The sequence below is a fragment of the Nocardia arizonensis genome, from assembly GCF_001310275.1.
In the GTDB taxonomy this organism is placed as follows: Bacteria; Actinomycetota; Actinomycetes; order Mycobacteriales; family Mycobacteriaceae; genus Nocardia; species Nocardia arizonensis.
In genome coordinates this window covers 1-21,391 of sequence record NZ_LGYZ01000018.1, presented here as the reverse complement: position 1 = coordinate 21,391, position 21,391 = coordinate 1, and the positions used below count along the sequence as shown (strand labels likewise).

At 66.9% G+C, this 21,391-nt stretch carries 20 protein-coding genes; 5 read left to right on the top strand and 15 right to left on the bottom strand.

All coding sequences use genetic code 11. The annotated features are described in order from the left end of the window. Positions 1-113: 113 nt before the first annotated feature. The 10 genes from APZ21_RS03475 to APZ21_RS03430 all read right to left on the bottom strand — a co-directional run bounded on the left by APZ21_RS03475 (position 114) and on the right by APZ21_RS03430 (position 10,100). Positions 114-1,496, bottom strand: coding sequence for an aldehyde dehydrogenase family protein (locus tag APZ21_RS03475; protein WP_054811749.1), 1,383 nt, complete (start codon positions 1,494-1,496; stop codon positions 114-116). Further along, entirely contained in the window at positions 1,496-2,596 is a 1,101-nt protein-coding gene (locus APZ21_RS03470; RefSeq protein WP_054811748.1) for an acyl-CoA synthetase family protein, read from the bottom strand. Before APZ21_RS03470 ends, APZ21_RS03475 begins: the two co-directional genes overlap by 1 nt. A gap of 40 nt (positions 2,597-2,636) precedes the next feature. After that, positions 2,637-3,242 carry a phenazine biosynthesis FMN-dependent oxidase PhzG gene (phzG, locus tag APZ21_RS03465; protein WP_275426177.1) on the bottom strand — a complete coding sequence of 202 codons (606 nt, stop codon included), beginning with the start codon at positions 3,240-3,242 and terminating at the stop codon, positions 2,637-2,639. A 71-nt stretch (positions 3,243-3,313) separates the two neighbouring features. After that, on the bottom strand, positions 3,314-4,162 hold the full coding sequence (locus APZ21_RS03460; RefSeq protein WP_275426176.1) for a PhzF family phenazine biosynthesis protein: 849 nt from the start codon (positions 4,160-4,162) through the stop codon (positions 3,314-3,316). Then, a complete protein-coding gene (locus APZ21_RS03455) occupies positions 4,159-4,452 on the bottom strand; it encodes a hypothetical protein (protein WP_054811746.1) in 294 nt (97 codons plus the stop codon). The genes APZ21_RS03460 and APZ21_RS03455 overlap by 4 nt, the downstream gene beginning before the upstream one ends. Beyond that, positions 4,449-6,311 (bottom strand): anthranilate synthase family protein, encoded by a 1,863-nt coding sequence (locus tag APZ21_RS03450; RefSeq protein ID WP_054811745.1) that lies wholly within the window; start codon positions 6,309-6,311, stop codon positions 4,449-4,451. The genes APZ21_RS03455 and APZ21_RS03450 overlap by 4 nt, the downstream gene beginning before the upstream one ends. After that, positions 6,308-6,928: an isochorismatase family protein gene (locus APZ21_RS03445; RefSeq protein WP_054811744.1), complete on the bottom strand. Its 621-nt coding sequence runs from the start codon at positions 6,926-6,928 to the stop codon at positions 6,308-6,310. Before APZ21_RS03445 ends, APZ21_RS03450 begins: the two co-directional genes overlap by 4 nt. An 18-nt stretch (positions 6,929-6,946) precedes the next feature. Next, a complete protein-coding gene (locus APZ21_RS03440) occupies positions 6,947-8,170 on the bottom strand; it encodes a 3-deoxy-7-phosphoheptulonate synthase (RefSeq protein ID WP_054811743.1) in 1,224 nt (407 codons plus the stop codon). Next, the gene (locus APZ21_RS03435; RefSeq protein ID WP_082392798.1) at positions 8,167-8,610 is read right to left on the bottom strand and encodes a PhzA/PhzB family protein; all 444 of its coding nucleotides are present in this window, start codon (positions 8,608-8,610) and stop codon (positions 8,167-8,169) included. Before APZ21_RS03435 ends, APZ21_RS03440 begins: the two co-directional genes overlap by 4 nt. Before the next feature lie 119 nt (positions 8,611-8,729). Further along, positions 8,730-10,100 (bottom strand): FAD-dependent oxidoreductase, encoded by a 1,371-nt coding sequence (locus APZ21_RS03430; protein WP_054811741.1) that lies wholly within the window; start codon positions 10,098-10,100, stop codon positions 8,730-8,732. A 176-nt stretch (positions 10,101-10,276) separates the two neighbouring features. Here APZ21_RS03430 and APZ21_RS03425 point away from each other — a divergent pair, with 176 nt between their 5' ends. Next, on the top strand, positions 10,277-10,879 hold the full coding sequence (locus tag APZ21_RS03425; RefSeq protein ID WP_162240293.1) for an RNA polymerase sigma factor: 603 nt from the start codon (positions 10,277-10,279) through the stop codon (positions 10,877-10,879). A 25-nt stretch (positions 10,880-10,904) separates the two neighbouring features. On the opposite strand, the gene APZ21_RS03420 is transcribed toward APZ21_RS03425, so the two are convergent. Next, positions 10,905-11,765 (bottom strand): oxidoreductase, encoded by an 861-nt coding sequence (locus APZ21_RS03420; protein WP_054811739.1) that lies wholly within the window; start codon positions 11,763-11,765, stop codon positions 10,905-10,907. Positions 11,766-12,039: 274 nt separating this feature from the next. Here APZ21_RS03420 and APZ21_RS03415 point away from each other — a divergent pair, with 274 nt between their 5' ends. Next, the gene (locus APZ21_RS03415) at positions 12,040-13,935 is read left to right on the top strand and encodes an AfsR/SARP family transcriptional regulator (protein WP_156370601.1); all 1,896 of its coding nucleotides are present in this window, start codon (positions 12,040-12,042) and stop codon (positions 13,933-13,935) included. Positions 13,936-13,990: 55 nt separating this feature from the next. Further along, positions 13,991-15,046 carry an Lrp/AsnC family transcriptional regulator gene (locus APZ21_RS03410; RefSeq protein WP_239476468.1) on the top strand — a complete coding sequence of 352 codons (1,056 nt, stop codon included), beginning with the start codon at positions 13,991-13,993 and terminating at the stop codon, positions 15,044-15,046. Positions 15,047-15,091: 45 nt separating this feature from the next. Here the strand turns inward: APZ21_RS03410 and APZ21_RS03405 are convergent, their stop codons facing one another. Continuing rightward, positions 15,092-15,646 (bottom strand): NAD(P)H-dependent oxidoreductase, encoded by a 555-nt coding sequence (locus APZ21_RS03405; RefSeq protein WP_054811737.1) that lies wholly within the window; start codon positions 15,644-15,646, stop codon positions 15,092-15,094. A gap of 131 nt (positions 15,647-15,777) precedes the next feature. Beyond that, a complete protein-coding gene (locus APZ21_RS03400; RefSeq protein ID WP_054811736.1) occupies positions 15,778-16,875 on the bottom strand; it encodes a hypothetical protein in 1,098 nt (365 codons plus the stop codon). Positions 16,876-17,132: 257 nt separating this feature from the next. On the opposite strand from APZ21_RS03400, the gene APZ21_RS03395 reads away from it, so the two are divergent. Continuing rightward, a complete protein-coding gene (locus APZ21_RS03395) occupies positions 17,133-18,647 on the top strand; it encodes a GMC family oxidoreductase (protein WP_054811735.1) in 1,515 nt (504 codons plus the stop codon). A gap of 32 nt (positions 18,648-18,679) precedes the next feature. On the opposite strand, the gene APZ21_RS03390 is transcribed toward APZ21_RS03395, so the two are convergent. After that, positions 18,680-18,955, bottom strand: coding sequence for a hypothetical protein (locus tag APZ21_RS03390; protein ID WP_156370599.1), 276 nt, complete (start codon positions 18,953-18,955; stop codon positions 18,680-18,682). A gap of 825 nt (positions 18,956-19,780) precedes the next feature. On the opposite strand from APZ21_RS03390, the gene APZ21_RS03385 reads away from it, so the two are divergent. Then, complete coding sequence (locus APZ21_RS03385) at positions 19,781-20,932, top strand: sensor histidine kinase (protein WP_082392796.1); 1,152 nt, start codon at positions 19,781-19,783, stop codon at positions 20,930-20,932. Between the two features lie 8 nt (positions 20,933-20,940). On the opposite strand, the gene APZ21_RS03380 is transcribed toward APZ21_RS03385, so the two are convergent. Further along, positions 20,941-21,391 (bottom strand): MMPL family transporter (locus APZ21_RS03380; RefSeq protein ID WP_156370597.1); only part of this gene is annotated, 451 nt, incomplete at its 5' end.

Genomic DNA, 21,391 nt, shown 5'->3' with positions numbered 1-21,391 from the left:
AGCGGTCACGCGGCGATCACTTCGATACACCACGCATTTGGACTTGACCGCGATGGCCATCCGGACCGCCATGGATCGCCTGGACCTTCCATAGCCGCCGCGCGGCGAGTCGGCTACATGGTCGACACGGCGACGCCCTTGTTCCACATGAGGAAGTCACCGAGGAAGCCATCGTGGGGGACTCCGGATGCCATCCAGTGGGTGTGGCGGTCGCCGCGGTAGACATTGCGGATCGTCGGCTCGTCGATCAGTTCGTCCACCAGTTCGTCGTCCCGGGTCAGCGCCGTGAGCACCAAGGTGTCGTGGAGGGGGACGATACCGGCGGTGCGGGTCCACGGGACTACCCAGACGCAGGGGAAGGGTAGTTCGATGCAGATCTGAGAGGCGGTGGGGTCATTCACCTCGTAGACAGCTGGTCGGAGGGCTGCGCTGCCGTCGCCGAGGTCGTCGGCAATGCCGTCACCGCCGAGCCACGCCCGCGCGCCTGCTGCTGTCTTCAGGAGGTAGGTCTCGATCGCACGGGCCGACTGAACCTGCTGGACGGGGAGACTTGCCCGGGGGTCATCCGGGGGCAGGCTTGGCAGTGCGGCCAGGCGTTCGGCGATAGCCTCGGCGAGTGGGCCGGGGTCGCCTTCGACGAACACGGCACTGGTGTTCACGCAGCCGGTGCCGCCGTGGTCGGCGACCGACTCGACGATGACGTCGAGGTGCCTGCGCCAGTCGGTCTCGGCGGTGATGAGGATCTTCGACCGCCCCGGTCCCTGCGGCAACACCTGACTGCCGCGGTACCGCGCCACCACCTCGGCGCCGCCGTAGACCATCCCCAGATCCGCGCCGCGCAACACCGCATCGGCACCGGCATGGTCGGTGGGCAGCAGAACCACGTGGTCGGCCGGGAACCCGGCCGTGCGCAGCGCGGTGATCAGCCGATACGGGGTGAACGGATCCCGGCTGGACGGGCGGACCGCGACCCGGTAACCCAGCGCGAGCGCCTCGGGCCAGATGGCGTGGGTGCCCGGATGGTTGCCGGCCGCGTGGACCGCGAACACCGACCCGCGCCGGACCCAGACAGCTCGGCCGTCGCGCGTCGAAGGATCCCGCCAGTCCCCAGCCGATCCGGTTGGCCGGGCCAGATGGGCACTGTAGAAGGCGTTCGAAACTCGCTGCGCCACTGAGCTGTTCGCCTGCCGCACCGACGAGATCGGCACCCCGCCCGCCCGGCTGACTGCCTGCTGGTAGTCTGCGGGCGACAGCCCGCCGATGGTCGCATGCTCGAACAGTTCCGCTGCCTCGGCCAGCAAGGCGGCCCGGTCTGCCGCGGGCAGCGTCTCGGCCCGGTGCAGCGCGGCCATCGCACGACGGACGAACACCGGCGGGACCAGGCTCACCTGCGCGAGGCCGGCTCCGCTGACATCGGTGACCGACATCCGGTTCGCCGCCCGGAACTCACCGGCGGGCCCCAGCGCTGGAACGTCGATCGGGGCAGAGCCGGTCATCAGTACACGCCCTCGATGACGGCTTCGTCCTCGAAGGTGGCGACCGGCGCGATGTCGGCGACCGCGTGGCCGACAGTGCCCTCGACGGGCGCCATCCGGGTGGCCAGGTCGCGTTCGAGGTTGTTGGGGAGCAGGAACGACTTGCTGACGTGGTTGACGACCACCTGGCCGCGCTGCCCTTCCGGCACAGGTTCGCCCGTCTTCGCGTCGACGACCGTGAAGGTGATATACGGCGAGAACGGGTCGAAGACGCACGGCGCGCCGCTCTCCAGGCCCGCGCGTTCACCGGCGACGCCGAGCATCATCGTGCTGCCGTACTCACCGCAGAGCGCGGTGTCCGGGAAGATCTCGTTCTTGAACAGGTTGCGCGAGTCCGGGTCCATTTGGGTCCCGCCCCAGCGGATGGCCTTCACCTGGGAGTTCACCAGGTCGACGAGCGCATCGTCGGCGGCGATGCGCTCGAGCAACGGCGGGGTGATCGTGAGCAGGCCGATGTCCTGGGTGCGCAGCACGTCGACCGCCTGGGCGATAATGTGCCCGGCGTAGGCGTCCGCGTCGCTGAATCGCTGGTCGGCGATGAGTTTCTTGACCCAGCGCGGATCCAGGTCGATCGTGAAGCCGTGTGTTCCGTGCGTGTTGACGTGCCGATGGAACAGCGCGGCGACAACATGGGGGCCGGTCGGGATGATGCCCAGCCAGTTGATACCGCGGGAGACACCGTGCCGGTCCAGATGCGCGTTGCTCCAGGACACCACGCGCTCGTGCCAGTCCCGCATCAGCACCACCCGCTTCGGAGTGCCCGTGGTGCCACCGCTCTCGAAGAATCCGACCACGTCGGGTCGCGGGCCGTAGCCCTTCGGGACGAGGTCTTCGCCCCGGACTTCGCGCAGTTCGGCGGCGACATTCGGGAACAGCCGTAGATCCGCGTGGGTCCGCACATCCGCGCGCGGGTCGAACCCGAGCGTCTTCGCTCGCTCCAGCCAGAACGCGCAGCCGGTCTCCGGGTTGAAGTGCCATTCCATTGCCGCCCGGATGAATTCGTCCGGGTCGGGGGTGACATCGAAGGGGAGATCCAGGATCTGCTCGGTCGCAGTGGTCATCGGGTACTGCCTTTCATCGATGTTTCGGTGGGCCGGTCGTTCAGGGCTGAAGCCGGCTCGTTCGCCAGCCGTCCGGCCCGAGGTCGTACCGCAGGCGACGATGCAAGCGGTCGGACGCGCCGCACCAGAACTCCACCGCCGCAGGCCGCAGGCAATAGCCGACATAGGACTCCGGCCGTGGGAGCGCCCGTCCGAGACGCTCAAGTTCGAGTGCCGAGTCGCGTAGTGCCGCAACATCGTTCAGGGGAGCGCTCTGATGGCTCACGCTCGACATGGCGTGCAGCGGGGTCGGTCGTGCCGCCCACAGCGCATCGGACTCGTCGTCCGGCAACGGCGCCACCGGACCGGAGAGAATCAGTTGCTGACCGGTCTCCCGCCAATAGAGCAGCCCGGACGCCCAGCCGGTCGCAGTGATCTCCTGGCCCTTCTGGCTGTCGCGGTGGCTGGCGAAAACCAGTCCTCGATCGGTGATCGAGATGATCACCACGATGCGGTTGGAGGCGAAGCCACGGGCGTCGGCGGTGGCCAGTGCCAACGCTTTCGGCTCGCGGACACCGCGTTCGACGGCGTCTTCCAGCCAGCCGCGCACCAGATCCAGCGGCTGCGTGGGCGGCCGGTCGTACTCGGGGAAGTCGAGATCGACCATCCCTGCGAGTGATTCGAACCGGCTTGACCTCGATCTCGTGACCATGTCAAAGACTCCTTGCTGAAAATTGGCTAGACGCAGAGGGTCCCGCGAGCGACGGTGACGCCGTGACCGCTGACGTTCACGGCCGAGACCTGCTCGCCGCCGCCCCAGGCGATGGCCCGCATCAGCGAGGGGCGCCCCAGTTCGATGCCCTGTTCGATCTCGATATCGCGCTCCCATTCCGCCAGACCGTGCCGAGCCAGGTGGATCGCCAGCGGACCGGCAGCCGAACCTGTCGCCGCGTCCTCCACCACCCCGTAGGCCGGTGAGAACATCCGCATCCGCCATCGCGCGCCCGCACCGGCGAAGCAGTTGACCGCCATGTCGGGGAAGCGCGCCAAGGCCCGGTGGTCGGGGAAAAGGGCGGAGAGCGAGGGAATGTCGGGCAGCCCGACGAACACGTGCCGCGGCCCGTTCCGGTAGGCCTCCACCGGTGCGATCGAGGTCTGCACGCCGAGCGCGGCCAGTAGTTCGGGGCCGTGCTCGTAGAGCTCCCAGCGGGGCAGCGGCTGCTCCATCCAGACCTCGGTGGCGCCGTCGTCGGTGCCGAGTCGGAACGGGATGACGCCGATCGCGGTCTCCAGTTGCAGCTTGTCCTGGCCGAGCTTCTCGGCGAGCGCCACCGCGGTGCCGAGCATCGGGTGTCCGGCGAAGGGCAGCTCATTGACGGGAGTGAAAATGCGGATGTGCGCGTCGCCGCCGCACTTCGGCGGCAGGACGAAAGTGGTTTCGGACAGGTGCATCTCATTGGCGATGCGTTGCATCCGCTCGGCGGTGAGGTCTTCGCTGTCGAAGATCACGGCGACCGGATTGCCGTCGAGCGGCCGACGGGCAAACGCGTCGACGACCACATAGTTGTGCATACTGGCTCCGTTCACGAGTAATTCCCTTTGGCTGTGGCGACCACGTCGAACTCTGTCCGGTGGGTCGGTGGACGGCCGATCAGTTCGGCCGCCCGGTTCGGTGGCAGTGGCCGATCGGCGGGAAGATCAGCGGCCCACCACAGGACGGCACCCCAGCGGTTTCGCTCCCGATCAACGATCCAGAGCTTCACGCGCAGGCCCTCGACCTCGCACCAGGCGGCGATCGAGTCGCGCATGTCCTGTTCGAGCGACTCGATCGTCGCGCCGGAATCGGTCAGATCCCACCACGCGATGGTGACTGTCATCGGTGGAGCACCCCCCGGATCGACTCGGCGATCAGGCGCGGTCCGTCCATGGTGAGCACCGACTCCGGGTGGAACTGCATCGACGCGAAACCCGGTCCGCGCAAGGCATATACCTCCCCGGTCTCGACGTCGCGGCTCACCTCCACCACACCGATCCCGTCGACCTCGATCTTGTCCTGATCGCAGAACGCCGCGAAGGTGTTGTAGAACCCGACCCGCTCGCAGTCCCCGAACAGGTCAACCTCCCGCGCCAGACCCTGGTTGGGCGGCCGCAAAGGGCGCAGTTCGAGGCCGAGCCGAATGCTGAGTACCTGGTGACTCAGGCATACCGCGAGCAGTGGCCGATCTGCTGCCAGCGCGGTGTCCAGCGCCGAGCGGAGGTGGGCGATCTTGGGGTGCGTGGCGATCCGTGGGTCCCCCGGCCCCGGACCCAGCACGATCAGGTCGTGGCCTGCCATGTCGTAGGGTTCATCGAAGCGCCGCACCCGCACTGCCAGTCCGAGCGATTCGAGTTGCGCGGCCAGCATGGCAGTGAAGGTGTCTTCGGCGTCGATGATCAGGGCCGCAACATCGGGCAGCGCGGGCGCTCCGGAACCGAGCGGGTCGAGGGGCCCGATCCAGAAGCCGGAGATCCGTTCGTTTCGGCGCAACAGTGCGGAACGGACCTGCGGATGGGTCCCGAACTCGGTGGTGTCGGCCTCCAGCGCGTCGAGCAGACCGGCCACCTTCGCCCGGGTTTCGGCCGCCTCGGCCGCCGGGTCGGAATGGCGGACCAGGGTCGCGCCGACGTCGATGCGCATCCGGCCCGCGGCGTCGATCTCGGCGGTGCGGATGAGGATCGAGGAGTCGAGTCGGCGATCGCCGTGCGGGCCGCGCCCGATCAGGGCGGCGACGCCACTGTAGTAGCGCCGGCCCCCGGGCTCGTACCGCGCGATCACCCGGGCCGCGCTCTCCAGCGGGCTGCCCGTGACCGTGGGAGCGAACATCGTCTCCCGCAGGATTTCCCGCACGTCCATCTCGGTCCGGCCCTCGATCAGATACTCGGTGTGCGCGACGCGCTTCATCTCCTTGAGATCGGGGCCGAGTATCCGGCCGCCGCCGGGACAGATCCGCGCCATCATCTTCAGTTCCTCGTCGACGACCATGAACAGCTCGTCGTTCTCCTTGCCGTCGGCGAGGAAGTCCAGGACGCCGTGCAGCGTGGGTCCACTGCTCGGGTAGCGATAGGTACCGCTGATCGGATTCATCACTGCGGTCCCGTCGCACAGCGAGACGTGCCGCTCCGGTGTCGCGCCGATCAGCGTCCGCTGTCCGTCGTGGATGACGAAGGTCCAGTACGCCCGTTGCTCGCGCTGCACCAGCCGCCGGAAGAACGACAGCGCGGCCTGCGGCGTCCACTCGCTGATGTCTGCCAGGAAGGATCGTTTGATGACGAAATTGGCGCCCTCGCCCGTGCCGATCTCGTCGACGACGATGCGCCGTACCAGGTCCGCGTAGGCGTCGTCGCCGAGATCGAAGTGCCCGCCGGCCGGGGACGTCCGGGCATGCGGCAGGCGATTGAGCGCGTCGGCGAGCGGCACCCGGTCCTGGCTGTCGACGGTCATCACCAGCAGCGGCGTTCCGTCGTCCGGCGCGTCGAAGCCGCGCTCGGCCAGCTGCCGATACGGCACGACCGCAAGGACGTCCCAGCCCTCGGCATCGTCGGCGAGCGGGATCTCCGAGAGCGACTCCACCTCGACCACGTCGCCGACCAGCACGTCGAGCATGCCCGGGTCACCGCTCTCCGGCCTGCTGACGAGCGCGAACGCGGAGGTCTGCGCCGCGAGGATCCGACCGAGCAGATCACGGTCGGCGGTCATTGGAGTACGTCTTCGGTCAGGACCACAGCCGCGCAGCACAGAGCCGCATAGGCGAGGGTGCTGTGGTGGTCGGCTTCGGTGAAGTCGGCGAGCGCGTCGGCCACCAGGAACGGCTGGATGTCGTGGCTGAACGCGTCCAGAGCCGTCGTCAGCACGCCGACGTGCGCGTACACGCCGGATACGATGAGCTGGTCGCGCCCGGCCGAACGCATCCGCGCCAGTAGATCGGAGTTGTGGAACGCGCTGTATCGCCACTTGGTCAGCAACCAGTCGGCCTGTGCCGGTGCCAGCTCGGGGACCACCCCGCGCTCGCCGGGTTCGGTGCTCATACCCGGTCCCCAGAAGTCCTTCAGCAGCCCCCTCTGCTGGGGAGTCATCCCGCCGGGTTGGGCCGTGTAGGCGATCGGTACGCCGAAATCGAGACACCGCTTGCGCAGCATCGCGGCGTTGTGCACCAGTTCTTCGCGCAACGGCGACGCCAGCGGCTTCAGGAAGAAGCTCTGCATGTCGTGCAGCAGGAGCACGGCACGTGCCGGATCGGCGGTCCACTGCGCGACATTGGCAGGCAGCGTCGTCCGGGTCGGCATCGGATACGAAGGGATCTGTGGTATTCCCATCGAAATACTCCTTCCTTCTCAGTGACCGGTAAGTCCGCTCGGCTCGGCTCGGGTCGCACCGACGGGTTCCACTGCCGGCGTCCACGCGGCGACCACCTCCGCGGCCTGGGTGGCGTTGAGCCGGGGGTCGCACAGAGTCGTCGAGCGTCCAGCACCCGGCTGCGCGTCGAACTCGTCGTCGACGCACTCGAGCACGTCGGCCGGGGTCGTCTCGAGGTGCAGGCCACCGGCCACGCCGCCGGCTAGGTCGACCGCGCGCTGGAAGGCCTGGATCTCGCGGACGATTGTGCGCACGTGCCGGGTCTTGCGACCTTCGGCAGTCACGGTGTTGTTGCCGTGCATCGGGTCGCACAGCCAGATCACCGGGTGACCGGCGGACCGCACGGCCGCGACCAGCGCGGGCAGCTGGGTCTCGACGGCGTCGGCGCCCATCCGGGCGATGAGGGTGAGCCGACCGGGTTCCCGGTCTGGATCGAGGACTTCGCAGAGCAGCGTGATCTCCCCGACGCTCATGCTCGGACCGACCTTGCAGGCGACCGGGTTTGACACACGCGCGAGCAGGGCAACGTGCGGACCATACGGTTGACGGGTCCGCTCGCCGATCCACGGCCAATGGGTGGAACTCAGCCAGTGCCTGCCCCCGGATCGCTCCCGGACCAGGGGCTGCTCGTAGTCGAGCAGTAGCGCCTCATGGCTGGTCCACACGGCAGCCTGCGTCGGCTCCGTTCCGGCAAGCAGCCAGCCCAGCCGTCCCATGATCTCAGTGGCCGCGCTGAAACCGGTGAGCAGCCGCAACGGATCGGGTCGACGGCTCTCGAGATCCGGCTCGGGGCCGTTGACGAGGTGGCCACGGTAGCTCGGCAGCTCTATGCCGCCGATCGACTCGGTGTCCTTGGATCGGGGTTTGGCGAACTGGCCCGCGATGCGGCCGACCTGCAGGACGGGTACGCCACCGGCGAGTTCCATTGTGCCCGCCAGTTCTTCGAGCATTTCGGTCTTGGCGGCGACGTGTTCGGCGGGGTCCTCCGCGCAGTCACCGACCTGCAGCACCAGCAGTTCGCCTTGCGCCGCGCCGGCGAGCTTGCGGTGTAGCTCGTCCACGTCGGCGGGCCCGACGAGCGGGGGACAGGTCGCCAGGAATTCGCGCGCCAACCGGACCTGTTCGGGGTTCTCCCACCTCGGTTGCTGTGGGGCCCTGCGCATTTCCTGGGTGAGGTGTTCTTCGATGCCGTGCGTGGTCATGTCGGGATTCCGTCCCGTCGGATGCCCGGTAAGGCGATGCCGAGGGCACGGTACTGGTCGATCGGGTTCATGAATTCGCGCTGCAGCTTGATCTTTCCGTCCTCGAACTGGAAAGAGTGCAGGAAATGGTTGCGGTAGTGTCCGACCGGATAACCGGGGAACACGATCTTGCCTTCGCCGTCGCACTCCACCCAGAACCGGTTCGGGTCCTGGGTGTCGAAGATCTCGACGTTGATCCAGACCCAGTCCGGAAAGCACTGGAGCGACCAGACGCCGTGCTCGCCCAGTCGGTCCCGGCCGCTGATCGTGATCGGCTGGCCGGTGTCGTTGGTCCAGAGGCCGCCGACGCCGTCTTCGGTGAACAGCAGATGCCGGCGCAACCGGTCTACCCCGCGGGTGGTCATGTAGGTCTCGACGACGGCGCGGTTGTGGCGGCGCACCTCGTCATCGGTCGGTGCGAGCTTCGCATCGGGTTCGGTGTGGGACATGCTTGTACCTCGTATCGATCGGTGGAAAGTCGACGGCCCCTGTGGATTCGGTGACCGTGGAAGTGTGGGATTCAGCCGCGGTGCAGGTTTCCGGCGAAGACGCGGATCATCGTCGCGGGCCGCAGCAGCGTGGTCGGCGGCACCAGCAGGTACTGCACCTTCAGGAATCGTTCGGCCAGCACACCGTCGTGTTCGGCGGCGGTCAGGACCAGGTTGATGTAGGCGTTGAACAGCCGGACCGGGAGCGGACGTGGCCCTTCGACCTGCGGGATGGACAGGTCGCTGCCGGTAGCCATCTGCCACGTGACACCCAGCGGCTTCGAGACTGCCTGGAAGAACCGCCGCGCCAGCCGATCCGTGCCGCCCGCGAGTGTCTTCCGCAGGGCGTCGGCCTGGATGGCGGCCACGCTCATGCCCTGGGCGTAGATCGGGTTGAAGCTGCAGATCGCGTCACCGATCACGAGCAGGCCTTCCGGGAACCGGGACAGCTTCTCGTACCGGCGGCGGACGGTCGCCGGAAACCGATGCGCGACAATATCACTCAACGGTTCTGCGTCGCGGATCGACGCGAACACGTGCGGCGGGACGATCGGCTCGGCGAACGCCAGGTACCCGGCCTGGTCGGTCGGCGGGTGGTGGCCGCCGTAGCCGATCAGGGTCAGAATCCACCGGCCGTCTTCCTGCTCCAGGTATTCGGCCGCGGTCGGGCGCGTCGGCGTGTGGCCGATGATCACGACCTTCTCCCGGCCCATCGAGCCGGGAGAAGGTCGCAGGTGCTGGCTGACATACATCAGGTCGACCTGCAACGACTCCTCCGGCGGCGGGGCATAGCCCATCTCCGCCAGCCAATTGGTGGCCCGCCCGGATCGCCCGGTCGCGTCGACCACCAGGTCGGCGTGGATCACGTCGGCGGAACGGTCGTCGCCGTAGCGGACGTCGACGCCGAGAACCCGCGTGTTGTCGTCGGAGGTTTCCAGCCCGACCACCTGACAGCCGTCGAGCAATTTGACGTTCGGCAGCCCGGTGACGCGGGTGCGCACCGCGTTCTCGAGGTGTGGCCGGCTCGGCTGGTAGGTGTCGGAGAGTTCGGTGTACTCACCCGTCATGCAGAGCAGGTGGCCGCCCAGGTTGTTGCGCAGTTCGGCGGGCGAGCTGATGGTCGGCGCACCGTCGGCCACGAAGTCCTCGAGCAGGCCCGGGAACAGGTCCTCGAAGATCTCGGCTCCGCGGGACAGCAGTCCATGAGCGTGCCGGCCCTGCGGTGCTCCGCGCCGGGGCGCCACGCCGACCTCGGACACCCGGTCCCGTTCGATCACCGTGACGCGGTCGTACGAATCCGCGAGGACCCTGGCCGCCAGGAGCCCGGAGACACTTGCGCCCAGCACTACCGCGTGTCCGCCGGCCCATTTCTTCGTCGGTGCGGATGCGCCGCTCTTACTCATACCGCGATTCCCCTTGCGCTGATTTCCGTGCTTCACAGTGCTAGAGGCGAATGCCGCGGGTCTTGATACATCTGATACTGGCCCGCGATTACGCCGCGCACCACACCCGGTGGTGCAGTGCGCGGTGCAACCGAACACCAGCGAACGCTGCAACGCCGACCGACACGATGCTTGCCGTGGTAAACATCGAACTCGACCAAAAGGACGTCACCGGAGCGCTTGTCGGGCTGGCGGTGGACGGCGACGAGGGCGCCTGGGAGCAGATCGTCGCCGAGCACACCCGCTACCTGGTCGCCATCGGGCGCGCGAAGCGCCTGTCCTCCGACGAGTGCTCCGACGCCGTGCAGGACACGTGGCTCAGCGCGGTCGCCCACCTGCCGACGCTGCGCGATCCGAGCCTGCTCCGCCCGTGGCTGGCCATGATCATGCGGCGCAAGTGCGAGAACATCAGCCTTCGCCGGAACGCGCGGCCCGAGGTACTGATGGGCGATGTCGCCGTCGCGGTCGGGGAATGGCTTCGTGACGATCATGTCGACATCGAGCGAGAGATCCTCGCCATCGAGCGGTCGGCGACGCTGCAGCGGGTCTTGCGGCGGCTACCGGAGATCGAGCGCGTGCTCCTCACGGAGCTGGCCCGCAACGACGGTTCCTACAGCGAGATCGCTCGTCATCTCGGCATCCCGGTCGGGAGCATCGGCCCGACCCGGATGCGAGCGCTACGTCGGCTGCGCGCACAGTTCGATCGCACGGCGACAGGTGACGTCCTCGGTGCGGCGTGAGGCCGGATGCTTCCGGCCGCCGTCGTCACCCCCCGATGGCGTCGATCTCGGCGACGACGTCGGAGGGCAGCCGCAGCTCGGCCGCGGCGATGTTGTCCCGTAGGTGGGTGATCGAGGACGTCCCGGGGATCAGCACCATCGACGGCGAACGCTGCAACAGCCAGGCCAGCGCCACCCGCTGAGGGGAGGCGTCCAGCCGTCGGGCGACATCGTTCAGGGTGCGCGACCGTAGCCTGCCACCACCGCCGAGCGGGAAGAACGCGGCGTAGCCGATGCCCTCGTCGGCGCAGCGGTCGACGAGATCGTCGTCGGAGCGATGGGCCAGGTTGTACAGGTTCTGAACCATGACCACGGGGGCGATGGCCGCGGCCTCGGTGAGCTGGACATCGGTGACACCGCTGAGGCCGAGGTGACGAATCAGGCCCTGCTCGCGCAATGCGGCCAGCGCGCCGAATTGTTCGGCGATCGGGGTGTCGTCACCCTCGAACGCGGCCGCGCGCAGGTTCACCACGTCCAGGGACTCGACGCCGAGATGCTCGAGGTTCTCGTGGACCTGGGCCACGAGATCGGTGGGATCCAGGGCGGTGGTCCACCCGCCGGTGGCCGTGCGGCGGACGCCCACTTTGGTGGCGATGCGCAAGCCGGCCGGGTAGGGGTACAGCGCTTCCCGGATGAGTTCGTTGACGATGACCGGCCCGTAGAAGCCGCTGGTATCGATGTGATCGATGCCGAGCTCGATCGCCGCGCGCAGTACCGCGATTGCCGCGGCGCGGTCGGCGGGCGGTCCGAAAACGCCGGGTCCGGTCAATTGCATTGCGCCGTAGCCCATCCGGGTGATGGTCAGGTCATCGGCGAGGGTCAACTCCGCGATAGCGGGAGTGTGCATCGGAAGAGCCTCTCAGGAGATGTCGACGGGCAGTGAGCTGATCTGTGCCAGTTGGAACTAAAAATGTTGCGCCACAATAACTTTCATGATTTGCGGCGCTACCCGGTGCTGATACTATCGCGGGTGACGCTCATCCCCGACGTCGCAGGCGCCCGACTCCGGCGTCGAAGACTCGGTACGGGGCGTCGGTACGAGAGCTCGACTCCGGGGGGATACGAAGACCGATGAACTTCGCCATGCGAGAAGCATTGTGATCGGCTGCGGTGAGCAGGCTGTGCGGTTCGAGATGCTCGGCCCGCTGCGGGTCTGGCGGGGTGGAACGGCCATTGATCCGGGCCCGCTCCAGCAGCGCGTGGTCATCGCCGTCCTGCTGCTCCACGCGAATCGGCTGCTCGGCCGGGAACAACTGATCGACGCCGTGTGGGGCGATGCGATGCCCACCCACGCGGTCAACCTGCTGCAGCGACATGTATCGCGCCTGCGCAAGGTTGTCGAGCCCGACCGGCAGGTGAGAGGGCCGTCCAGGCAGCTCGTCTGGGCGGACAACGGCTATGTGCTTGCGGTCGCCGACGGCGGACTGGATCTGGAGGTGTTCGAGTCGATGGTGGCGCGGGCGCGCGCCACCCGGGCGGCCGGAGACCTGGCAGGTGCCGCGGGACAGCTCCGGGTGGCCTCGGACCTGTGGCGCGGACCCCTGTGTGACGGCCTGCGGAGCCCCTTCCTCGACGCCGAGCGCGACAGGCTCGCCGAGCGCCGCCTGGATGTGCTCGAGGAACAGCTCGACCTGGAGGTCGCCCTGGGTCACCATCGGGAAGCGATCGGCCAGCTCAGCCGCCTGACAACCGATCACCCACTGCGCGAACGTTTCTGGGGCACGCTGATGTTGGCCCTGTACCGATCCGGCCGTCAGGCCGACGCGCTGCGGGCCTACCGCAGCGCGCAACAGCGAATCCGCGGCGATCTCGGGGTGGAGCTGACCAGTTCGCTGCAGCGGCTCCACCAGCGGCTGCTGGCCGGTGATCCCGAACTGGCATCCTCGACCTCGCCGATCAAGCGGGTGGCTCCGGCGAAGAAGGGCCCGGCCGAATCCCGGCCGGGCGGGCCGTCGCCTGCCCAGCTGCCCCACGCCCTCGCCGATTTCGCCGGGCGCGAGGCGGAGATCCGGCAGTTGGACGCCCTGCTCGACCAGGACGGCGGTCTGGAGAAGGGCCTGGTCATCGCGGCGATCACCGGAACCGCCGGGGTCGGCAAGACGAGCCTGGCCGTGCACTGGGCGCACCGCATTCGCGACCGCTTCCCCGATGGTCAGCTCTACATCGATCTGCGGGGATCCGATCCCACGGGACCGGCGTTGCAGCCCTCCGAGGCGATCCGGCACCTGCTGCACACATTCGGCGTGCCCCCGTCCCGCTGGCCGATCGACGTCGATCGGCAATCCGCGTTCTACCGTGGTCTGCTCGACGGTCGCCGCATGCTGATCATTCTCGACAACGCCGCGCATGCCGCGCAGGTGCGCCCGTTGCTGCCCGGCAGTCCCGGCTGCCTGACGGTCATCACCAGCCGGAACTCGATGGTCGGCCTCGTCGCGGTGAACGGCGCGCACGTGGTGAATCTTGACCTGTTGAGCGCCGGAGACGCGCGCGAGGTCCTCATCCGCCGGCTCGGAGCGCAGCGCATCGTCCAAGAGCCGACGGCGGTCGAGTTTATCATCGAGGCGTGTGCGGGGCTGCCGCTGGCGTTGTCGATCGTGGCCGCGCGGGCCGCGACCAACCGGCACCTGTCCTTCAACGAGCTGGCGACGGAACTCGAAGGGGCACAGGGCGATCTGGCCGCGTTCGACTGCGGTGACGATGTGGCTGACGTGCGGGCCGCGTTCGCCTACTCGTACCGAGGTCTGCGAGCGCCGACGGCACAGCTGTTCCGGCTGCTGGCTGATGCCGATCCAGACATCACTGTGCAGTCGGCCGCCGTTCTGGCGGGCCAGCCGCCGGCACTGGTGGGCAAGTTCCTGACGGAACTCGTGCGGGCGAACCTCGTGATCGACCGCGGATCGTTCTGTTTCGCGCTCCCGGTCCTGGTGCGGCTCTACGCGCGGGAACTCGCCGCGGACCGCGACTCGCTCGACGAGTTGTTCAATGCCCCGTCTTTGACCGACATCTTCGGACCGTGATCTAATCAGGCAAAATCGGCCGCGCACGAGGGTGGCCCATCGTGAGACTGGGGGGGTGTCGCGCATCTTGCTGAGCGTCCCTGGCCCGAAGCGGTCGGCGAGCGATCTTCCGGGGACCGCGGCCTCCACCCTCGACGAACTGGACCACGGCATCCTTCATGCGCTGCGCATCGACGGCCGGGCGCCGTTCAGCCGGATCGCCGAGGTTCTCGACGTCTCCACGCAGACAGTCGCTCGTCGCTACCGGCGGCTGAGCAGCGAGATGGCGCTTCGCGTCGTCGGGGTGGTGAACCCGACGCGGTCGTCGGGCGAGAAATGGATTCTGCGGCTCACCGCCAGCCCGAACACCGCGGAACAGGTAGCGCACAGCCTGGCCCGGCGTGACGACACCATCTGGGTGCGGCGCATGTCCGGGGGAAACGAGATCTGCTTCGTCACAGTGACGAACTCCGCTGCGCACCATTCGCTGTTGCTCCACGAGATCCCGCGCGCGGCCAGCATCACCGAGGTGTCGGCGCACCGCCTGCTCCACACGTATCTGGGCGGTCCCACCGCCTGGCACGGGCACACGACCGCGCTCACCGACGGGCAACAGGAACAACTCCGCCACGCGTTCGATTCGTCGGGCGGCGCCGACGAACCCGAGACCGTCAACGTCCTGACCCCGGCGGATTGGCAGCTGCTGGTCGCCTTGCAGCGCAACGGCCGGATCAGCTACACCGACCTCGCGGCCGAGACCGGCCTGTCCTCCTCGACCATCACCCGTCGACTCGCCGCGCTGCAGGCGGGCGGCATGCTTACCTTCGACGTCGAGATCGGCGCGGAGGTGTACGGCATCACCACGCAGGCGCTGCTGTGGATGTCGGTCGCCCCCGCGCACCTGGACCAGGTGGCCAGAAGCCTGATCGAGCATCGGGAACTGGCCTTCCTCGCTTCGACCACCGGCCAGACCAACCTGGTGGCCCTCGTCCTGTGCAGGACTCCCACGGAACTACACGACTATCTGGCCCACGGCCTCAGCGCACTGGACTCCATACGCATGCTCGAGACAAGTCCTGTGCAGAAGACCTTGAAAGCCTGCAGTCCGTATCTGCGTGACAGCCTCCGGTGATTACCCAGGCCAGGGGCGACCTAGGTAATCGGCCCGCCACCGATATCAGCCGACCGGTGTCGAATTGGTCGCGATGAGCTTGCTGTATTCCTTGGCGTCGAGGATGAGGTCCTCCTGCGACGGGTTGAAGATCAGGCTGTAGACGGCGTGCACACCCTGATAGTCGAAGTGGCAGAACTCCAGCGTCTGAACGACCGGGGCGAGGTACTCGTCGAGGGTGCGTCGGGCGAGACCTACCGGGGTGTAGGTCTCAAGAGTGCTGCCGACCGAGACTGCCAGCCACGCCTTCTTACCGGCCAGCGCGGTGGCGGACCCGTCGAAGCTGAACGCAAAGCCATGGGTTAGTACCGCGTCGAACCAGGCTTTGAGTGCCGGGGTCACGCTGTACCAGTACAGCGGGAACTGCAGAATCACGGTGTCGTGGTCGCGCAGCAACTGCTGCTCGCGCGCGACGTCGATGTCGAGATCGGGGTAGGTCTTGTAGAGATCGTGGACGGTGACGTTGTCCAGGTCCTCGATCTCGGCGAGCCGGGTCGCGTTGGCGCGGGATTCCGTGAGATTCGGGTGCGCGACGATGACGAGGGTGCGAGTGTTGCTCACAGGTGATTCCGTTTCTTGTGAAGGTACGTGCGGCTACGTCGTCAAGTAGAGGCGGTCGCTGATTTCCGGTGCCGTCTGTGACGCTGGATTGACGGACTCGTTCCACCGGCGACCGTCGTGGTGGTGGATATTCACGCGCGCCGCGTGCCCACCCACCCCTCGGCGGCAGTGGGACGGGAGGCTGGAGGGACCGTCCGGAAGTTGAAGGCCTTGTCACGCACGGTGATGGTGAAGGAGAGACCGGACCGCGCCCCCGCGGCAATTCCCAGCACGAGCATTGGCATATGCCACTGATACTTCATGAGCGTGCCGTGACTCGCGTCGACATCCGAGCCGTCGTGCGCGGATACGTTGCCGTAGTTGTTGACGCAGAAGACATTCGGCGTGGCGATCATCTTGCCGATCCGGGCCTGCCCGGCCTGGATGAATTCGTCCCGCGACTCGACGCCGGACAGGAGGTCGATCTGCTTTTTCTCCTCGGCGTGGTAATGGTCACGGATCTGCATTCCCGTGCTTCGCTCGACGACGCTTCGCGGCACCGTCAGAAACAGGAGGGAATTGCCGAGGGGGAGCTCCGGTGCGTAAAGACTGTTCTTGAGCACGAACATGTTCTCACTGTCGCGCTCGAGGAACTCGGTCTTCATCCTCTCCAGGTAGGGCCCGATTTTGGTCGGTGCGGCACAGCTTTCGACGAACCCGACAGGCAGTTCGCTGACCCCGCCGGGGCGCGATGTCTCCACGGGTGGCAGGAACTCTGCCAGCTCATCGGCCCGGATCCCGAGTTCGGCGAGGCCGCGAGCGATCAGGAATTCGTCCTGCCCGGTTTTGAGGGTCTTCATCAGCGACTGATGGAATCGGAAACACTTGTATCCGTCTTGCAGTGGGAACGGTACGCACGTGAAGATGCCCTGCGTGTGCGGCTCGGAGCGGTAGGTGACGGAAGCGACCAGAAGGCTGTCGGCGAAGCTTTCGTATCGTTCCGAGAGGAGCCCCTGGAAGGCGGACAGCGGGAAATCCTCGGGAGAATCGAAGGTCAGCTCGATCAGCTCGCATTTCGCGAAAAGTGGATTCCCCCGAAAAAAATGCGTCAGAGCTCGCTCGAATTCGGTGAGATCGAAGACTCTGTCGACGGTGTAGGTCGAGAGGGCGGGGAAGAACTGTGACTCGTTGATGAACGGGTACGTGGTCATGGAGAGCCGGAGAACTTTGTCGGCGATGGAGATGTGCATTTCGTGAACGTATGGGCCACGCGCGGTCGGCCACCGCACCCGGCGCGGTATTGGCTGATTCGTTCCATCGAGCGCGGCTCCGGTGGCAGATATTCACTTCCGGGAGCCGTGCGGTACCCGGCAGGGGAACTGGTCAAAGAGCGGATCCGTCAGTCGGCGCGGTCCGGTGGAACATTTCGGGCAGACGTGGGTGGCCGGCTTCCGGATCGGCTCGGCATCGCCGACACTGCCTCCATCGAGAGCGAAAGGGTCCTGTTATGTCCAATTCCGTGGAACCGGCCGATGTCCTGATCGTCGGCGGCGGGTCGGCCGGCGCGGTACTCGCCGCCCGCCTGAGCGAGAATCCCGCCCGCCGCGTCGTGCTGCTTGAGGCAGGGCCCGACTACGGTCCGACCCGGTTCCCCGCCGCGCTGCTCGACGCCGACCGCATCGCCGATCTCGATCACGACTGGGGCTACACCGCACGTGGTGGGCGACTGAGCCCCGAGGTCGCCGCGCAGCGCGGCAAGGTGATCGGCGGGAGTTCCGCCGTCAATGTCGGCGCCGCCCATCGCGCTCGCGCCCGCGACTTCGCAGGCTGGGCCGAACAAGGCGTCGACGACTGGGCCTTCACCGATGTCCTGCCGTATTTCCGTGCCCTGGAAAACACCCCAACCGGCCACGACGAGTTCCACGGGCGCAGTGGGCCGATGCCCGTGCGCCAACTGACCGGCGCCGACCTGACCGCCGCGCACAGTGCCTTCATCGACGCCGCGGTGGCCTACGGCCACAAGCGGATAGCCGACTTCAACGGCTCCGAACAGGACGGCGTCGGAGCCTTCGCCGTCAACGTCGTCGACGGGGTCCGGCACAACTCGGCATTGGTATACCTCACCGCGGAGGTGCGCGCTCGCCCGAATCTCCTTGTGCGCGGCGGCGTCACCGTCGACCGGGTCCTGTTCCGCGGGACGAAGGCAACCGGAGTGGTCACCGCCGACGGCGCCGTGCACCACGCCGACGACGTGATCCTCTCCGCCGGGGCCTACGGCAGCGCCGCGATCCTGCTGCGCTCCGGCATCGGCCCCGCCGCCGACCTGACCTCGCTCGGCATCGAGCCCCGCGCCGACCTGCCCGTCGGGCAGCACTTGCAAGACCACCCCTTCTTCCACACGATCTACACCCTCGTGCCCGGCCGAACACAGACGTCCCCGGCCCTCGGCGCGCTGCTGTGGACCGCCTCGAGCGAGGCCACCGACGGCGATCTCGACCTGAATATCGTCGCTGTGCATCCCAACGGGGCACCGTTCATGCCCACCGGCGGCATCTTCGCCCTGTCCACGGCTCTCGTGCTCCCCGACGCACACGGCACGCTCCGCCTCGTCGGCCGCGACCCGATGACCCAGCCCGTGATCGACCACAACTTCCTCGGCACCGACCGCGACCGCCGGCGCATGCTCGAAGGCGTGCGACTCGCCCGCGAGCTGGCCCGTCACCCGGCACTGACCCCATCCCTCGCCGACCTGCTGATCCCGCACGAACTCCCTGACGACGCCACGCAATTGACGCGGGTGATCGAATCCGGCCTCGCCATCTACGGTCACGCCACCTCGACTGCCCCCATGGGTACCGCGGACTCACCCCGGGCCGTCGTCGATTCCCGCGGAGCCGTACACGGATTCGCCGCCCTGCGCGTCGTGGACGCGTCGATCATCCCGTCCTCCCCTTCCAGCGTCACCAACCTCACCACGATCATGCTCGCCGAACGCATCGCCGACCTGGTCTATACACGCTGATCGAGGGCGATCGGGCGAGCTCCCCCCTTCGGTCAGCTGGAACCGGTAGGCAGCAGTCCCGCCGAGCCGCTGCCGAGCTGGGCGTCTCCGGTAACCTCGACGAGGAAGGTCTTGGTGGAGGCGCCCTGGGCGGCCACGATCGTGTACGTCCCCTTGGGCGGCGGGCGCCAGGTGCCGCAGATCGTGCTGCGCTCCCGATCCGGGTAGTCCAGGCGCTCGGGCGAAGTGAGCTCGCGGCCGTTGATCGTCACGGTGGCGGGCAGCGTAGTCGGAGCCGAACATCTGGTCCATTGCAATGCAGTTGGCACCCACATAGTCGCAGGCGACAGGTATTTCGCTATTGCCCCAGGCATAGATGGTGATGTCCTCCACCTCCGCCGAGGCAGTCGGAGCCAGGATGGCCGGGAGAACGAGTGCGCCCGCCGCGAAGGGCGGTAAATCCTGCGATTCGCTACACGGGGTCCTCGTCGCGCAGGTGAGAGCCATATTCGGACATGCAGGACGCACCGTAGAGGGGAGGGTGCATACACTCGGTCGACCCGCCCTGAATCCTTCGCGCCCAACCGACTCGACTGTCTCACCAGACTTCTTGCCGCCGATCAGGGAATACAGATAGGTGATACACATGTTGAAAATCTTGGGTAAATCATAGAAACACTGGCGATGGAAGCTGGTAGCAAGTGACCCGGATGGGGGATTGCTGTACATCAGCACCCAACATGAGGCATGGGTGAGCGCTAGAAATCCTGGTTCCATCGATGTCGATCCGTGCTGACGCCCGTGTCGACGCGGGTTCCTGGTTCTTGTCTGCTGACGATTCGTGCCAGGAAGTAGTTCAACCTGTGCGTTTGCGGCGAATATGGGGCTTGAACGACGTTACGGTTCCATAGGGATCGAACCTGCGACACTAAAATAACCCTCCACCTGCGAAAACGCAGGTGGAGGGTTGTGCCCTCGGCAGGACACACAAAACATGGGCAACCGGAAAACGCCTGGTCATCGTGGATTCCTACACGGTCTAGCGACCCCGGTCCGCCTGTGCCGATCATATCGCGCGGTGAGTTAAGAGCTGACAACAGTGTGTCGCTCCGGCGCTGTCAGCTGCTCGGCAGCGCTTCGCCTACGGTGAGCGTGTGATCGACTTGCGTGCACGCCGCGACCTGCAGCGTTTGTTGCGGTGGCTACCGTTGATGTTGATCCCGATACTGTTGTTGGCCAGCACGTATCCGGGCCAGTACCGGGTGCCGACCTACTATTGGCTGCTGGCGTTGGCCGCCGCAGTGGTGTTCGTGGCGGTCGCGCGGTGGCCGTTGGTGGTCTCGGTTGTGCTGTCGTCGTTGGCGGTGCCGATGCTGCGTGCACCAGCGTGGGGTGTGTCGGGGCTGGTGCCCTATCTTGGTGCGGTTGCGCTGGTGGTCGTCATCGCCAGGACGCATCGATGGGCGACGGTGGTGGTCGCAGCTGCGGGTTGGGCGGCTGCGATCGTGCTCGGGCGGGTTGGTTTGCATGAGACTTCCATCGGGCGTGCCTATATCGCAGTCGAAGTAGCTGCCTATGCAGGAGTTCCGTTGTTGTTGGGCTTGTATCTGCGTGGTCAACGCGATCTTGCCGACAACTTGCGCAGGCAGGCCGCCGACGCCGAGGCGCGCACGCGCATCGATGAGCGCGCAGCCATGGCCAGAGAACTGCACGACGTGGTCGCTCATCACATGGCTTCGATCATTTTGCGGATCTCGGTCGCCGGACATGTTGTTCGTGGGGCGGATTCGCGCATCGTCGGGGTGCTCGACGATGTACGGGCAACCGCCGCCGACGCGCTGTCCGATATCCGCAGGCTCCTGACCGGGTTACGCGATCCAGCGCTGGGTGTGGTGGCCTTGGTTGACAGCGATGCGGTGGCCACCGAGATCGCCGCGGCCATTACCCGCGTCCGTAGTGCTGGATTCACCGTCGACGCGCAGATCGACGCCGAGCTCGGCGGGCTGGACGCGATCAATCGTCTGACGCTGTTGCGGTTGGTGCAGGAATCGCTCACTAACGTGATGAAGCACGCGGATCGCGACGTTCCGGTGATGTTTCGGATCAGCAGTGATGAGGGCGGTATCGCGATGGTCGTGCTCAACGGTGGGCGTGCCCACGGGGTGCCCCATGGGCACGGCCTCGTCGGAATGCGGGAACGTGCTGAACTCGCGGGTGGCGCACTGACCGTTGGCGCTGAGGACGATCATTGGGCCGTGCGCGCCCGGCTGTCGGTCAGCAAACGCGAAGACACCAACCTGTCGTGATCGCCGTGCTAATCAGCGGCGGCCGACGTTTCGGGTGCGCTTGTGTCGGATCGGATCCGGTGCCGGGTCGGTAGCCACCAGTTCCAGTCTCCGAGCAGTCGCATGAGGGCGGGGACGAGGACGAGGCGGATCAGGGCGGCGTCGAGGAAGACGGCGACGGCGAGGGCTAGTCCGAGTTGTTTGAGTTCGAGGATGTCGGCGGTGAGGAAGCTGGCGAAGATGGCGATCATGATCGCGGCGGCCGCGGTGATCGGGCGGGCGGTGTGGGTGAGCCCGGCGGCGACTGCGTGCTGGTTGTTGCCGGTGGCATCCCAGTATTCGCGCATGCGGCGGATGAGGAAGACCTCGTAGTCCATCGAGAGGCCGAACAGCAGGGCGAACACGACGGTGGGCAGGTAGACCTGGACGAAGCCGGGACTGGTGAAGTCGAGGAGGTTTTCGCCGAGGCCCCATTGGAAT